Annotated in this window: 14 protein-coding genes and 1 pseudogene; 8 read left to right on the forward strand and 7 right to left on the reverse strand. The window is 71.1% G+C overall.

Annotated elements, in window-relative coordinates:
• Window positions 1-29: 29 nt before the first annotated feature.
• Window positions 30-434, reverse strand: coding sequence for a MerR family transcriptional regulator (locus tag ABT147_RS02340; protein WP_351401804.1), 405 nt, complete (start codon window positions 432-434; stop codon window positions 30-32).
• A 61-nt stretch (window positions 435-495) separates the two neighbouring features.
• On the opposite strand from ABT147_RS02340, the gene ABT147_RS02345 reads away from it, so the two are divergent.
• From ABT147_RS02345 to ABT147_RS02365, 5 genes and pseudogenes are all read left to right on the forward strand, one after another.
• Window positions 496-1617 (forward strand): alkene reductase, encoded by a 1122-nt coding sequence (locus ABT147_RS02345; RefSeq protein ID WP_351401806.1) that lies wholly within the window; start codon window positions 496-498, stop codon window positions 1615-1617.
• Between the two features lie 208 nt (window positions 1618-1825).
• Entirely contained in the window at window positions 1826-3004 is a 1179-nt protein-coding gene (locus ABT147_RS02350; RefSeq protein ID WP_351401809.1) for a DNA gyrase subunit B, read from the forward strand.
• A gap of 115 nt (window positions 3005-3119) precedes the next feature.
• Window positions 3120-3845, forward strand: coding sequence for a hypothetical protein (locus ABT147_RS02355; protein WP_351401811.1), 726 nt, complete (start codon window positions 3120-3122; stop codon window positions 3843-3845).
• 273 nt (window positions 3846-4118) lie between these two features.
• Window positions 4119-4781, forward strand: coding sequence for a lysophospholipid acyltransferase family protein (locus ABT147_RS02360; protein WP_351401813.1), 663 nt, complete (start codon window positions 4119-4121; stop codon window positions 4779-4781).
• A 205-nt stretch (window positions 4782-4986) separates the two neighbouring features.
• Window positions 4987-5251 (forward strand): annotated as a pseudogene (locus ABT147_RS02365) (hypothetical protein); the annotation flags it as partial.
• A gap of 197 nt (window positions 5252-5448) precedes the next feature.
• Here ABT147_RS02365 and ABT147_RS02370 read toward each other — a convergent pair.
• From ABT147_RS02370 to ABT147_RS02395, 6 genes are all read right to left on the reverse strand, one after another.
• A complete protein-coding gene (locus ABT147_RS02370; RefSeq protein WP_351401815.1) occupies window positions 5449-6240 on the reverse strand; it encodes an ATP-binding cassette domain-containing protein in 792 nt (263 codons plus the stop codon).
• A gap of 2 nt (window positions 6241-6242) precedes the next feature.
• Window positions 6243-7307, reverse strand: a complete 1065-nt coding sequence (locus ABT147_RS02375; protein WP_351401818.1) for an ABC transporter permease — start codon at window positions 7305-7307, stop codon at window positions 6243-6245.
• 147 nt (window positions 7308-7454) lie between these two features.
• On the reverse strand, window positions 7455-8540 hold the full coding sequence (locus tag ABT147_RS02380) for a sugar ABC transporter substrate-binding protein (RefSeq protein ID WP_351401819.1): 1086 nt from the start codon (window positions 8538-8540) through the stop codon (window positions 7455-7457).
• Window positions 8541-8991: 451 nt separating this feature from the next.
• The gene (locus tag ABT147_RS02385) at window positions 8992-9777 is read right to left on the reverse strand and encodes a carbonic anhydrase family protein (RefSeq protein ID WP_351401821.1); all 786 of its coding nucleotides are present in this window, start codon (window positions 9775-9777) and stop codon (window positions 8992-8994) included.
• Between the two features lie 184 nt (window positions 9778-9961).
• Window positions 9962-10378 carry a hypothetical protein gene (locus tag ABT147_RS02390; protein ID WP_351401823.1) on the reverse strand — a complete coding sequence of 139 codons (417 nt, stop codon included), beginning with the start codon at window positions 10376-10378 and terminating at the stop codon, window positions 9962-9964.
• Window positions 10379-10407: 29 nt separating this feature from the next.
• A complete protein-coding gene (locus ABT147_RS02395; RefSeq protein ID WP_351401826.1) occupies window positions 10408-11193 on the reverse strand; it encodes an alpha/beta fold hydrolase in 786 nt (261 codons plus the stop codon).
• A gap of 332 nt (window positions 11194-11525) precedes the next feature.
• On the opposite strand from ABT147_RS02395, the gene ABT147_RS02400 reads away from it, so the two are divergent.
• From ABT147_RS02400 to ABT147_RS02410, 3 genes are all read left to right on the forward strand, one after another.
• Window positions 11526-11660 carry a hypothetical protein gene (locus tag ABT147_RS02400; RefSeq protein WP_351401828.1) on the forward strand — a complete coding sequence of 45 codons (135 nt, stop codon included), beginning with the start codon at window positions 11526-11528 and terminating at the stop codon, window positions 11658-11660.
• Window positions 11660-12790, forward strand: a complete 1131-nt coding sequence (locus ABT147_RS02405) for a serine hydrolase domain-containing protein (RefSeq protein WP_351401829.1) — start codon at window positions 11660-11662, stop codon at window positions 12788-12790. The genes ABT147_RS02400 and ABT147_RS02405 overlap by 1 nt, the downstream gene beginning before the upstream one ends.
• Window positions 12791-12869: 79 nt before the next feature.
• Window positions 12870-14078: an RNA ligase gene (locus ABT147_RS02410; RefSeq protein WP_351401831.1), complete on the forward strand. Its 1209-nt coding sequence runs from the start codon at window positions 12870-12872 to the stop codon at window positions 14076-14078.
• Window position 14079 lies beyond the last annotated feature (1 nt).

A 14079-nucleotide genomic window follows, 5' to 3' on the forward strand; every position in this document is an offset into this window, starting at 1 on the left:
AGTACTTAACCTTGGATTGCACCTAACTCTTATCCCTGTGCCGACAGGTCGCCTCCATCGTCGTCGGAGGGCGTGGCGCGGCCGGAGGCGGTGTCGATCACCTCGTCCAGCAGGGCGCGGGAGCGGAGCAGATCGCCGATCATCCGGTCGATACGGTCCCGCTCCGCGGTCAGGTCGGCGACCAGCTTGCCGTCGGCGGTCTCGGAGGGGCCTCCGTCCGCGTCCCGCATGCACGGAAGCAGTTGGGCGATCTTCGAGCTGCGCAGCCCCGCCGCGTAGAGCTCCTGGATGCGTATCACCCGGTCGACGGCGTGACCGGCGTACTCGCGGTGCCCGCCCGGGGTGCGGGAGGCGGTGAGGAGCCCCTGCTGCTCGTAGTAGCGCAGCGACCGCTCGCTCACCCCGGTACGCCGGGCCAGCTCACCGATCCGCAAGGCCCACCTCGTGTCCGGTCGACTTGAATCTGACACTGATGTCACATTCTACGGTGTCGGCATGTCCACCACGAGCAACACCTCACGCCTCTTCGAACCCACCGGCCTGGGTTCTCTCGACCTGCCGAACCGCCTGGTCATCGCGCCGATGACCCGCAACCGCGCGACCGCCGAAGGCGTCCCCACCGAGCTGGTCGCCCGCTACTACGCGCAGCGGGCCTCCGCGGGCCTGATCATCGCGGAGGCCGCCACGCCGAACGCCGTGGGGCAGACCTATCCGAACATCACCGCCATCCACACCGCCGCGCACGTCGCCGGGTGGCGGCGGGTCACCGAGGCCGTACGCGCGGCGGGCGGCCGGATGTTCCTGCAGCTCCAGCACGGCGGTCGTGTCGGCCATCCCGACACCAGTGGCCTGTGGCCCCTCGCCCCGTCCGCGATCCCGCTCCCGGAACGGATCCACACGCCCACCGGGCGCCAGGACGCCGTCGTTCCCCGGGAGATGACCGCCGAGGACATCCGGTCCACGATCGACGACTTCGCCGCCGCGGCACGCAAAGCCGTCGACGCGGGCTTCGAGGGGGTCGAGGTGCACAGCGCCAACGGCCATCTCCTGCACCAGTTCCTGTCCCGCAACACCAACCACCGCACCGACGCCTACGGCGGCTCCGTAGCCCGCCGCGTCCGCTTCACCACCGAGGTCGTCGACGCGGTCGCCCGGGCGATCGGCCCCGAGCGGGTGGGCCTGCGGATCTCGCCCGGCAACACCGTCAACGGCATCGACGAGGGCGCCGCCGTCCCCCTGTACACGGCACTCACCGATGAGGTGTCCGGCAAGGGTCTGGCCTACCTCCACCTCACCTTCGCCGACCCGGACAAGCCCGTCTACCAGCACCTCCGCCGGCTCTGGCCCGGCACCCTCGTCGCCAACCCCGTCCTGCCCGCCGACCGGATCCCCGCCGACGGCGGCAGGCAAGCGGCCGAACGCCTCCTGTCGGCCGGAGCCGACCTCATCGCCCTCGGCCGCCCCTTCCTCGCCAACCCCGACCTCGTCGAACGCCTGCGCATCGGCGCCCCCGTCAACCCCGTCCGCGACAAGTACCTGATGTACGTCGGCGGCGAGACCGGCTACACCGACTACCCCACTCTCTCCCCCACCGTCCCCTGCACACCGAATCGGTGACTTCGGGTCCGCCGGGAACGGGTGCGTACGCGCCTTCGGCGGGCCCATGGACACGTTCTGACCGCGATGCACAGGCCCTGGGCCGACGACCTCCGGGGAGGCGTTCACCGACCCGTCCACGCCCTCGACAAATACACCCTGACCTGGTGTTCTCTTGGATTTCACCTAGGCTGACGACCTCTGTCGGAGTCCATCGGAGGGGGACTTGGTGAGTGACGAAGCCATCGGGTACGACGCCGCCCACATCGAGGTGCTGGAGGGGCGGGAGGCCATTCGGAAGCGGCCCGGCATGTACGTGGGCTCCACGGGCGAATTCGGCCTGCACCAGCTGGTGTTCGAGGTCGCCGACCTGGCGGTGACCGAGGTCCTGGCCGGCCGGGCCGGAGCCGTCGGCATCGTCCTCACGGCGGACGGCGGTGTACGGGTCTGCGACGACGGGCCGGGCGTCCCCGTCGAGGCCGCCGGTCACACCCGCGGTCCCGGGCTCGAATCCCGGCTGACCCGCACGGTCTCGCGGACGGAACCCGACGACCGCCGCTCCGTGCACCTGGGTCTCGCCGGCGTCGGCCCCTGCGTCACCAACGCCCTCTCCAGCCGCCTGACGGCCGAGGTGCGGCGCGACGGGGTCCGGTGGGTCCAGGAGTACAGCCGTGGCCTGGCGGTCACCGCCCCCACCGCCGTGGGCCCGGCCGTCGACAGCGGAACCTCCATCGCCTTCCGGGCGGACGCCGACATCTTCCGGACCGTGCGGTACTCGTTCGCCGCCCTGGCCCAACGCTTCAGGGAACTGGCCTTCCTGAACCGGGACCTGGACATCACACTGACCGACGAGCGCTCCCCCGGCGAGATTCGGTCGCTGCGGTTCCGATTCCCGGGCGGACCACGGGACTTCGTCGCCTTCCTCGACGCGCGTTCAGGGCCACCCGTCCACCCGGACGTCATCGGCTTCGAACGGGAGGACCCACGGATGGCGGGCACCGCGGAAGTGGCCCTGCGGTGGTGCGCCGGCGACGAGGAACAGGTCCAGAGCTTCGCGAACAGCCGCCCCACCCCCGGAGGCGGCACGCACGTGGCGGGCTTCCGCGACGGCCTGACGGCCGCGCTCAACGCGTACGCGCGCCGACGCCGGCTGCTGACCGCGACGGACCCCGATCTCGGCGCCGACCGGATCGGCGAGGGCCTGACGGCGGTCGTGTCGGTGAAGCTGGACCAACCCCAGTTCCTCGGCGCCACAAGGGCTCAACTGGGCGACACCGCGGTGCGTACCGGCGTCGCGGAGGCCGTCCGCGAACACCTCGACTCATGGCTGGAGGCCCACCCGGAACAAGCCGCGGCCGTCGTCCGGCGGATGCTCCAGGGCTCTGGGGCTGCCGGAGGCCGTCAGTAGCGTTGCGTATGCGGCTACGTAATCGTGGGGTGGGGGTGCCGCGTCGGGGTGGTGGGGCTGTGGGGGCTGGTTGGATGCGGGCATCGGCGGCGCGCTGTGCGGGAGGGAGATGTCGATGTCCGAGCATGGGATCGAGGATCTGGTCGAGGAGTCGATTCGCCTTCTGGACGCCCGCTCCGAGCCGGGCGACCCACGTGTCCGGGAGTGGTTCGCGACGCTGTACGCCTTCCAGGACGGGTACGACTGCTCGTTCACGCGCTTCCGTGTGCTGGACATCCTGCTGCGTCGTGGGCACACGTACCGCTTTCCGGTCGAGCGGCACCCCGACTACGCCGCGCGCGCCGCGTACTTCGACGCGCTCACGGAGTTCACTGGACTGCGCGCGTTCGACGAGGACGCCCTCGACTTCGACGGTTACGGCTCCTGGCTCGAAGACGGCTATGTCGAGCCGCCGTTCCTGTACTGCGACGCCGGCACCGCGCTGTGGCGGCGCATGGTCGCCGTCGGCGAACTCCAGGGTTCCGACGCGGCCGCGCCGCGCCGCACCCCGCTGATCGACGTGGTCCACGAGATCGCCGTCGCCGCCGAGAAGGAACGCGACCACGAACTCATCGGCGAGTGGTACGCGTTCGGCTGCGAAACCCTTCTCGGCGGCCCGGCGGGCTGCCCCTTCGATGTCGCCGAACTCGCCGAGATGCCCGCCGTACGGGATCTGCGCGCCATCGTCGACCGCACCGACGCTCTGCCCATCGCCCAACGCTCGCGCCACGCGGCCCCCGTGGAGTTCGCCGACCACGACGACCTCGAAGCCTGGTGGTGGCGACTGCCGCCGATCCGGTGAGGCCGACGTGGCCGGTGATTACGGCCGACATGTTCGACGGTCGGCTCTGGAACGGTCGCCGCGCGGACACACCCCGCGACCCGGCGTTCGTGGATCCCTCGGTACTGGAACAGCCCGGGCTCACGCGTGAGCATGCGCGACGACGCGGTCCGGCTGCCCGGCTGCCCGGCGTCTAGGTACCGGCGCCGGGACAAGTTGAGTACGCGCACTCAAGGTCCGGGGCGGTGCGCGCGGCGACGATGGGGGTCATCCTCACCGAGATCGGGAGACCCCATGTTCAGCCGCCTCGCCGACGTCCTGGTGCCCGTGTTCGGACGTCTCACGGTGACCGCCGACGCCGGATCCGACGTGGTGCCGGGCAGTATCGTCGCCGCGAACCACACCTCGCTCGCCGATCCCGCCGTCGTTCTCGCCGCGTTGCACCGTCTCGGTGTCCATCCTGTCGTCATGGGCGCCGCCGGCCTGTGGCGGATCCCTGTGCTGGGCCGTGCGCTCGCACGCGAAGGGCACATCCCGGTGTACCGCGGGGACCCGCGCGCCGCCGACGCGCTCGACCTGGCCGCCGAGGCACTGGCGGCGGGCCGGACGATCCTCATCTACGCCGAGGGCGGGATCCCGACGCGCAAGGACGCCGCCGAAGCCGCGCCCGAACCGTTCCGCAGCGGTCTGACCCGGCTCGCCGAACGCAGCGGCGCGCCCGTCGTCCCGGTCGGCCAGGCCGGGGCGCGCCGGGTCACCTCGGGGAACACGGCCAAGCAGCTCGCCGGCCTGGTCACCGCGCCCCTGCGCCGCCCGGACCTGCACGTCCACGTCGGGGCACCGCTCACCCTCACCGGCGGCCACGCCGCGAGCACCCGGCAGGCGCATGCCGCGGTGACGGCCGCCTGGCGCACGGCGGCCGCCCACCTCGGCGAACCGGCCGCGCTCGCCGCGTGACGCGGGGGGGCACAGGGGGCACAGGGGTGCGGCCGTCTCCCTGCGAGCTGAGGGCGCGGGGTCAACTTGCCTGGTGGGACGGTCAATGGACGCCAACAGGTCTTCCTGTGATCACTTGGGCCCGGCACAACCGCCCCTATGACGATCACCACGGCACCGGCGCCCACTCACCACACGCCGGTCGCCCTCGCGCGGGGGTTCCTCACGGCTGCTGTCCGTGGTGTTCGCGCCGGCCGGTACGGACGTTCCCCGGTTCGACCTCGACTCCCTGCCCTACGACCGCGTCCCCGCCCTGGTCCGGGAGGCCAGGACCACGCTCGGGGTCGGCTCTCCCCCGGACCTGGCAGCTGACCGCCGACGCCCACCCCGGCTCCCTCACGATCCGCGTCACCGTGACCGGACCCGACGGCGGCGCCTCGCTCGACGCGGACACCCACGGCAAGGTGCTGCGGCGCGGCCCGGCTGCCTGAGCACGCGGCCCCGCTTCCTGCGTACCCACCCCGGCTTCCCGCGTACGCGCCCGTACCGGGCGGAGAGTGAGCTCCGCCCGGTACGGGCCGGGGGCAGCGCGTGCCGTTTCCGGTCGCGCCGCGTATCTCGGCCTCCGGCTCGCGGGGGGGGGAGGGACGCGAAGCCGGTGGCCGAAGCGGGGGTCAGGCGGCGGGGATCAGGCGCCGGCCTGCAGTTCCGCGAGTTCGGCCTCCAGGTCGGCCATGGCCTCGCCGCCGGCCATGAGGTCGGTGATCTCCTCGCGGGTGCGTTCGCCCTTGCGGAAGTCGTCGGCCTTCTGACCGCGGATGAGGACGGCGAAGTGGTCGCCGACCATCATGGCGTGGCGGACGTTGTGGGTGACGAGGATGACGGCGACGCCCTTGGCGCGGGCCTGCATGATGATGCGCAGGACGTGGGCGGCCTCTTTGACGCCGAGGGCGGCGGTGGGTTCGTCGAGGATGAGGACGTTGGCGCCGAAGTAGACGGCGCGGGCGATGGCCAGGGCCTGGCGCTCGCCGCCGGAGAGGCTGCCGACGAGGCGGGCGCCGTCGGTGACGCGGGTGATGCCGAGGGACTGCATCTCGCGGACGGCGATCTCGCCCGCCAGTTTCTTGTCGAACAGCTTGAACGGACCGAAGCCCTTGGTGGGTTCGGCACCCACGAAGAAGCAGCGGCCGACGCCCATCAGCGGGAACGTACCGCCGAACTGGTGGACGGTGGCGATGCCCTGGGCGCTGGCGTCACGCGGGCTGTCGAAGACGGCCGGGGCGCCGTTGACCTCGATGGTGCCGGTGGTCGGCTTGTGGAACCCGGAGAGGATCTTGATGAGGGTCGACTTGCCGGCGCCGTTGTCGCCCAGCAGACACAGCACCTTCCCGGCGTCCACCTCCAGGGAGATGTCCTGCAGCGCGTGGGTGCCGAGGAAGGACTTGCTGATGCCGTTCAGGCGCAGCAGGGGTGCGGTCATGGTCAGGCCTTCTTCGCGGAGCGGGGCTTGTGGGACAGGGCGAGCCGACGGAACGTGTTGTTCATCAGCACCGCCGCGAGGATCAGGACACCGAGGATCAGGGCGGCCCAGTCGGAGTTCCAGCCGGTGAAGTAGATGCCCTGGTTGACGATGGCGAAGGTCAGGGTGCCGAGGACGACGCCGACGACCGAGCCGTAGCCGCCCTGGAGCAGTACGCCGCCGATGACCACGGCGATGATCGAGTTGAAGACGAAGGACTGACCGTTGGCGACCTGGGCGCCGTTGTACAGGATGGTCTGGATCACGCCGACGAGGGCGGCGCAGAACCCGCTGGCCATGTACAGGGAGATCTTCACGCGGGCGACCGGGATGCCGTTGGCGCGGGCGCTCTCCTTGTCACCGCCGATGGCGAAGATCCAGTTGCCGTACGGCATGGCCTGGAGCAGCACGGTGACGGCGACGGCCACGGCGATCCACCAGAAGATCGCGACCTCGAACTGGCCGCCGATCAGCTGTCCGAAGATCGCCTTGGAGGTGGGGTCGGGGGCGATGGCGACGCTGGTGGTGCCGGTCGTGAACCGGGACAGGCCGAGGGTGAGCCCGGAGAGTGCGAAGAGGGTGGCCAGGGTGACGACCAGGGAGGGGACGTTGCTCCTGGTGACCAGGATCCCGTTGAGCAGGCCGGTCAGCAGTCCGAGGGCGAGGGCGAGCACGATGCCGACGATCATCGGCGCGCCCCAGTGCCCGGACACGATGGCCAGCGTCATCGAGCTGCCCGCGAGTACCGAGCCCACGGACACGTCGAGTTCGCCGGCGATCATCAGCAGCCCGACGGGGATGGCGATGATGCCCAGCTCGGCGGCGATGTTCAGCCAGCTCGCCGCGCCCGCCTGGGCGAGGAACTTCTCACCGCCGAAGATCGCGAAGAAGACGAAGACGCTCAGTGTGCCGATGAGCGCCCCGGCCTCGGGGCGATGTCGCAGTTGCCCCAGCCGGCTCTCGGACCGCTGCGCCGGTATGACGGCGGTCTCCGGGCCTGCCGTCGTCTTCGGGAGGGAGGTTGTCATCGGTCTGGTACCACCTTTGTGGATCTCGGATGTGCGGCGCGGTGTGCGCCTGGGGAGGTGCCGGGTCCGGGCCGGGGCCCGGCACCTCCGCGTGGAACGCGGGACGCGGAACGCGGATGGGAGGGAGCGACGGGCTGGGCGTACGCGTCAGCGGACGCCGGCCTTCGTGCCCGCGATCGCCTCGGCGACGTTGTCGGCGGTGACCAGGAGCGGACCGGTCAGGAGCGGGTTCTGCGGCGGGAGCACTCCGTAGGACAGGTACTGGTTGGCTATCGACACCGCGTAGAAGCCCTGGAGGTACGGCTGTTGGTCGATGGCGAACAGCTGCTTGCCCTCCTTGACGCGGCTGAGCTGGCTGTCCGAGAGGTCGAAGGTGCCCAGCTCGACCTTGTCGGCGGCGCTCGCCTGCTCGATCGCGGCGGCGGCGCTGTCCGCGTCCTGGACGCCGATCGTCACCAGGGCGTCGATGCTGTCGTCCTTCAGCAGGGCGCCCTTGATGGCCTGGGTCACCGCGGACGGGTTGCCGAAGTTGGAGGAGGGCAGGGGCAGTTGCTTGGACTTGGCGCCCTTGGTCTTGGCACCGTCGGCGATGCCGTCGCAGCGGGCCTCCGAATTCGCCGCGCCGGGTACGGTGTTGACGCACAGGATGTTCTTGGCGCCCTCTTCGGCGAACTTGACGCCACCGGCCTTGCCGGCCTCGTAGTCGTCCGATCCGATGTACTTGAGCGATCCGGTCTTCTCGGCCGCGTCGACACCGCCGGCGTTGTAGATGAAGACCGGCACGCCCTGCTTCACGGCCTGCTTGATCGCGTCGTCCTGGTTCTCGGGCACCCAGTCCGGTACGACGATCGCCGACGGGTTCTGCGACAGCGCGGTGAGCGTCAGCTTGGCGGCGTCCGGACCGAGGTTGTCGTACGTCTTCGGGCCGAGGAACGTCACCGAGCCGCCGCCGGTCTTCACCAGCTTGGCCGCGTCCTCGCCGCCGCGCTTCACCGCGGACCAGAACGGGTCGTCGGGCTTGCCGCCGATGACGTAGATGGCGTTCTTGCCGCCCTTCGCGGCGGGGGCCGATCCGCCCTCGCTCGCCGTGGCCTGTGCCGTGTCGCCCGTGGCCTTGCCGCTGCTGCACCCGGTCAGCGCGGTCGCCGCCGCGGCGAGCACGCTCGCCCCGGCCAGAACTCTTCTGGAGAGGCGACGGCCGCGGGGCGGCCGTCCGATCTGAGTGCGTTCCATGTGCGGGTGCTCCTTCATGTACTTCGGATCGCTATATGAGCATTTATCTCCCCGTGACCTGAGAGTGGGGCCCTGGGTGCGGGGAAGTGGGGAGGGTCCTGCGGCCGTACGGCCGGTGCGGCCGCGCCCGGCGGACTTAAAGCGCTTTAAGCGGTGCGCAGAGCATGCTTCTGTTTCGGGGACGTGTCAAGGGTTTGTTCGTACATATGCGGGCCCGCCGGAGAGCGCGTTATTCGGTGGCCGTCCGTTCCGGCGGGTTGTCAGGCTCGTCGTATGAGTTACGTCCTCTACCTCTGACCGGGCGCCGGGCTCCGCTCGTCACCGAGGTGTGCCTCCTTCCGGAGGAAGAGAAACGTGACCGCCTCAGCTTTGCCCGACGGCGTCAACTGAGCGCCACCCGGGCCGAGTTCACCCGGTCCGGACGACGACGCCCGTAGCGGCTTCCGTGCCGCTACCACCACCGGTGGCGGTCGGAGGCGATGCGGCGGTCGCCGAGGGGCTGTGGCTCCAGGGCGTTGCCTTTGGGGAAGACCTTCCGGTAGTGCGCCAGCGCGGTGGCGGACGCCTGGACGGGATGGGTCAGCAGGTTCCAGCGCACTCCGGGGAGGTAGGGGCAGGTGGTGGTGGAGCCGACGTAGCGGTAGGACTCGGTGCAGGAGGGCAGCAGGGCGTCGAGTTCCACCTCGTCGACCGTCCAGGGCTCGTCGGAGCGGCGGGCCGAGGTCAGCAGGCGGTCCAGGGAGTCGTTGGCCTGCCCCGGGTGGACGAAGACGCCGATGACCGCGAACCCGCTGTCCGCCGCCCCGCCCGTACCGACGTCATCGGTCACACGCTGGTACTTCATGTGCTGTTCCATCGGGAACGCCACCCCGCCGACGGTGTGTTCGGACGGTGTGTGCCAGTGCACGTCGACCAGTCGGTGGAGGTCGGAGCCCACCCGCAGCAGACACTCCTCGCCGTGCCGCGGTACGGCCTTCACGGTGCCCTCGTCGTCGCGCACGCAGTCGGGGCGGCCGCCCTGGACCGGACGGCGCCCGGGCCGGTCCCTGTCGTGCCCGTCCTTCTCGGGATCGTCGAAGTGCAGGTCCAGTTCCAGTCGCGTCGGGTGGTGGAACCGCAGGGGCGGCAGGGCGGACGAGTCGGTGTCCTGCGGCCGGATGTCGACCGGGCTCAGCTTCGTCGGCGGATTCTTCGACGGGGTGCCGAGGGCGGACGACGCGGACGCGGTCTGGGACATGGGCGGACACCTTCGGCTGGGTCGGGGCTCTGGGCGGCTTTCACCGCATACCTCCCCCTGGGGTCGCGACGGAACGCGCAAGCTCACCTGGACTACTGAACGGGCGGCACGGCCTTGACGACCGACGCAGGCGCCCCCGCCGGGGAGGCGGAGCGCGTCATGCCCCCGGGAGAGCTCGCCGTCGTCATGACCCGGTGAGCGCGACCTCCAGGGCCTCGCCCGTCATCTCGATCACCGTCACGTCGTCCCGCATGGACGCCGGAAGGTGGGCGTGTTCCTCCGCCCGGCACACGACCCCGCCCCCGCTCGGGTCGAAGACGACCGCCCCGAGCCGGGAGACCAGTTCGGCGACGATGTCCCACACGGCTCCGGCATGCGGGCGGTGCACCGCGATACACCGGGCGTCGGCGAAGATCTCGGCCTCGCTGCCGTCGGAAGCCCGGACCCAGAATTCGAGACCCCCGTCCTTGCCCGTGCCCGCCGTGAGCCGGGGGTCCCCCACCTCGTGCGGTTCCAGGACGGCCCGGATCGACGCCGGGTCCAGCGGCACGGGCTCCTCGCCGCCGTCGGCGAACTTGAAGATCATCGGGCTCCAGCCCATCAGGACTTCTCCCCCGCTCTCATGCCCCCTCACGCCCACAGCGCGCGCAGGGCCGCGTTGACGGTGGCGGGCTGTTGGGTGTGCGGGTAGTGGCCGGGGACGCGGAGGAGTCGGGCGCCGATCGTGTCGGACAGTGCCTCGGCGCAGGCGATCAGGGCCTCGCCCACGTAGGTGCGGTACAGGTCGGGTGCGTCCTGCCAGGTCCCGCAGATCACCAGCGTCGGCCAGGGGGCGGCGCGCAGCGGTTCCAGGGGCGCCGTCGCCTCCCAGATCGGGCGTTCGCGCATCGAGGTGGCCACGGCGCGGAGGCGCTGGGGAGTGGGGTCGGGCATGGGCATGCCGATGCCTTCCGTGGAGGCGCGCAGGTACTCCTCCGGTGTCACCGACTCCGGCACACCGGCGCTGTCCCGCACCCGCTCCATCATGGTCTCGATCACCGGGTGACCGGCGGCCGCCGAGAACGCGGAGGGCTGGATCAGGGTCAGCGAGCGTACGAGGTCGGGGCGGCGCGCGGCGGCCAGCATCGCGGCCAGACCGCCGTTGCCGTGGCCGACCAGATGCGCTCCGCCGTCCTGGGCCGCCAGCAGTTCCACCAGGTCGTCGGCGTCGGTGTCGAAGTCGCTGCGGTCGGTGTCGGGGCTGTCGCCGTAACCCCGGCGGTCCACCAGCAGCAGGCGGTGACGGTCGGCCAGCGGTCGCTGCGCCGCGAACCCGTATGTCTCGTCGCTGCCCCACGTGAAGATGTTGTGCGCGAAGACCGCGGGCGGCCCCCCGCGTTCGGTCTCGTCCCAGACCGTCACGTGGATCGGGGTCATCGGCGAACTTCCTTCCCGTCGCGGGGCGGGCGCGTCGGCGCGGTGTGCGGACAGTCTGTCAGCACCCGTAATTCGCTCCCGTGAGGCCCCGGTTGTGGGGGACGATGATCGGCATGACGACTTGAAGAGCACGGAACGAGCGGCTGATCTGGCGCAGGGTCGCGACCTGGGACACGGTCGCCGACGGGGACCGGCGGATCTGCGCCGACTGCGGGACGCCCGTCCGCTCGTACAAGTACCGCTTCCACCCGCCCGAGTCCGCCTCCTACGAGCGGTGCGTCGGGCTCGCGTGGTGCACCGGCTGCCGGATCTACTGCGGCTCGCTGGTCCATGTGCCCCGCGCCCAGGTCATCGTCGATCCCCTGGCCTCGCTGCCGGACGACGAGCGGGAACGCCTTGTGCGGAACGACGTCAGGCTGATCAAGTTCCTGGAGCGACAGGCTCGGCAGGAGAGAGGGGACGAGTAATGGCCTCGCGGAGTTCGCAGATCTCGCGAATCCCACAGATCGCGCAGATCCCGCAGGGTGTCGGGGACGTGCTGGAGGGCGGGAGCCCGTTCGGTGATCCGTGGCAGGGGGTGGACCGGGAGCGGTTGGCGCGGGCCGTGCGGGAGCAGGTGGCGCGGCCGGTGGCCGGGGTGGACGACATGGCGTCGTATCTCGCGGCGCAGGTGGCGGACATCTCGCATCGGGAGGTGGTGGGGCCGCTCCTCGACGGGGGCGGTGCCAGTGGTGTCGTGGTGCGGCGGGGCGCGGTCATCGCCTCGTGGGGCGAGCCGGGGCGTGCGGAGATGGCGTACAGCGCGACCAAGAGTGTGCTGTCGCTGGTGGCCGGAGTCGCCTTCGACGACGGGCTGTTGCGGCTGGACGAGCCGGTGTCCGACTCCGTCGGTCTGCCACAGTTCACCGACTCCCCTGGGCGCGCGATCACTTGGCGGCACCTGCTCGACCAGACCAGCCAGTGGGAGGGCGAGCTGTGGGGCAAGCCGACGCGTGTCGACGCGCAGAGCACCCGTGAGGGTACGGAGTCGGCGGGCGGGCCGCCCGGCGAGGGCTGGGCCTACAACGACGTACGGGTGAACCTCACCGCCCTCGCGCTCACGGTCCTCCTGGGCCGCGCCCTCCCGGACGTCCTGCGCGACCGGATCATGACGCCGATCGGCGCCTCCGACGGGTGGTCGTGGCACGGCTACGACACCTCCGTCGTCGACATCGACGGCGTACGCGTGCCCGTGGTGTCCGGTGGCGCGCACTGGGGCGGCGGCCTGTGGATCAGCGCCCTCGACCTGGCCCGCATCGGCCAACTCTGCCTGCGCGAAGGGGTGTGGGGCGGGCGCCGGGTCGTCTCGCGGCGATGGATCGAGGAGTTGTGGACGCCCTGCCGGGTCAAGCCGAACTACGGCCTGTCCTGGTGGCTGAACGACGACCGCACGGTATGGCCCTCGGCCCCCGCCACCGGCCGCTGCGCCCGCGGCAACGGCGGCAACCACCTGCTGTGGGTGGACCCGGCGCGCGACCTGGTGGTCGGCTCACGCTGGGGCGCGGACGTCGAGACGCTCCTGGCGGATGTGTCGCGGGCGGTGGCGCCGGGCGGGTGAGCTGCGACGGTCCCCGAAATCCAGTGTGCGCGAGGACCTCCCCCACGTGACAATCAGGGACCACCAAGGGGAGGAACACATGAGCCAGGCCCACCTGACTCTTCACGAGCTGCTGCCGCCGGACGAGTTGGCGGCGGCGCTCGAAGCGGGACACGTCACGCGCAAGTCGCACCCGGAACTGCCGTTGTCCATCTACACGTACACGAGGACATGCCAGTACGAGCGCGTGTGGACCCGCGTGACCACGCGCTGCCGCGGACTCGTGGCCGAGGACGGCACCGGGGAGATCGTCGCGCTTCCGCTGCCGAAGTTCTTCAACGTCGGTGAGCACGAGACCGGTCAGCCGTACGCTCCGAGTCTCCCGGACGAGCCGTTCGAGGTGTACGACAAGGTCGACGGCAGTCTGGCGGTGGTGTTCCACTACGCCGGAGCGTGGCGGGTCGCGTCCAAGGGGTCGTTCATCAGCGTCCAGGCCACCTGGGCGCAGCGGCTGCTCGACGGGAAGGACACCTCCGGTCTCGTGCCCGGGGTGACCTACCTCGCCGAGATCCTGTACCCGGAGAACCGGATCGTCGTCGACTACGGCGACCGGCGTGATGTGGTGCTGCTGGCCGCGTTCGCCAAGGACGGTACGGAGATTGCCCTGGCGGAGGCCGCGAAGGGCTGGGACGGCATCGGCTCGGTGGTCACCGTCCGGCCCGCGCTGCCACTCGCCGAACTGCTGGCGATGACGGAGGGCAACCGGCTGCCGGGCGGTGTGGCGGCCACGGGCACCGACGCGGAGGGCTTCGTGCTGCGCTTCGCCTCGGGTGTGCGGGCCAAGGCCAAGTTCGCCGAGTACGTACGGCTGCACAAGGTGCTCACCGGTGTGACCGAGCGGGACATCTGGCGCGGTCATGGCATCCAGCGGTTCGCGGGGCTGCCCGCCAAGCAGATCGCCCAGGCGCTGAACTGCTCGGCCGAGGACGTCGTCGCGTCCGGCGGCCGGCCGCTGGACGCGCTGCTCGAACAGGTGCCGGACGAGTTCGACGCGTGGGTGCGTGGTGTCGTCGCGGGCATCGAGAAGCAGGTGGAGGACCGGGAGCGGGCGATCGACGAGGCGTTCCGGTCCCTCGCGCATCTGGCCGGCGACCGGGGGGCGTTCGCCCGCGCGGTGCGGGAGCTGCCGGACGCGGCCGTACGGCCCGCCATGTTCCAGCGCCTGGACGGGCGAACGACCGAACTCGTGACGTACCGTTCCACCCGGCCGGAGGCGTCCGACCCCTTCAAGAACGACGAGGAGAACTGAC

This window comes from Streptomyces sp. NPDC001868 (assembly GCF_040297125.1).
Lineage (GTDB): Bacteria > Actinomycetota > Actinomycetes > Streptomycetales > Streptomycetaceae > Streptomyces.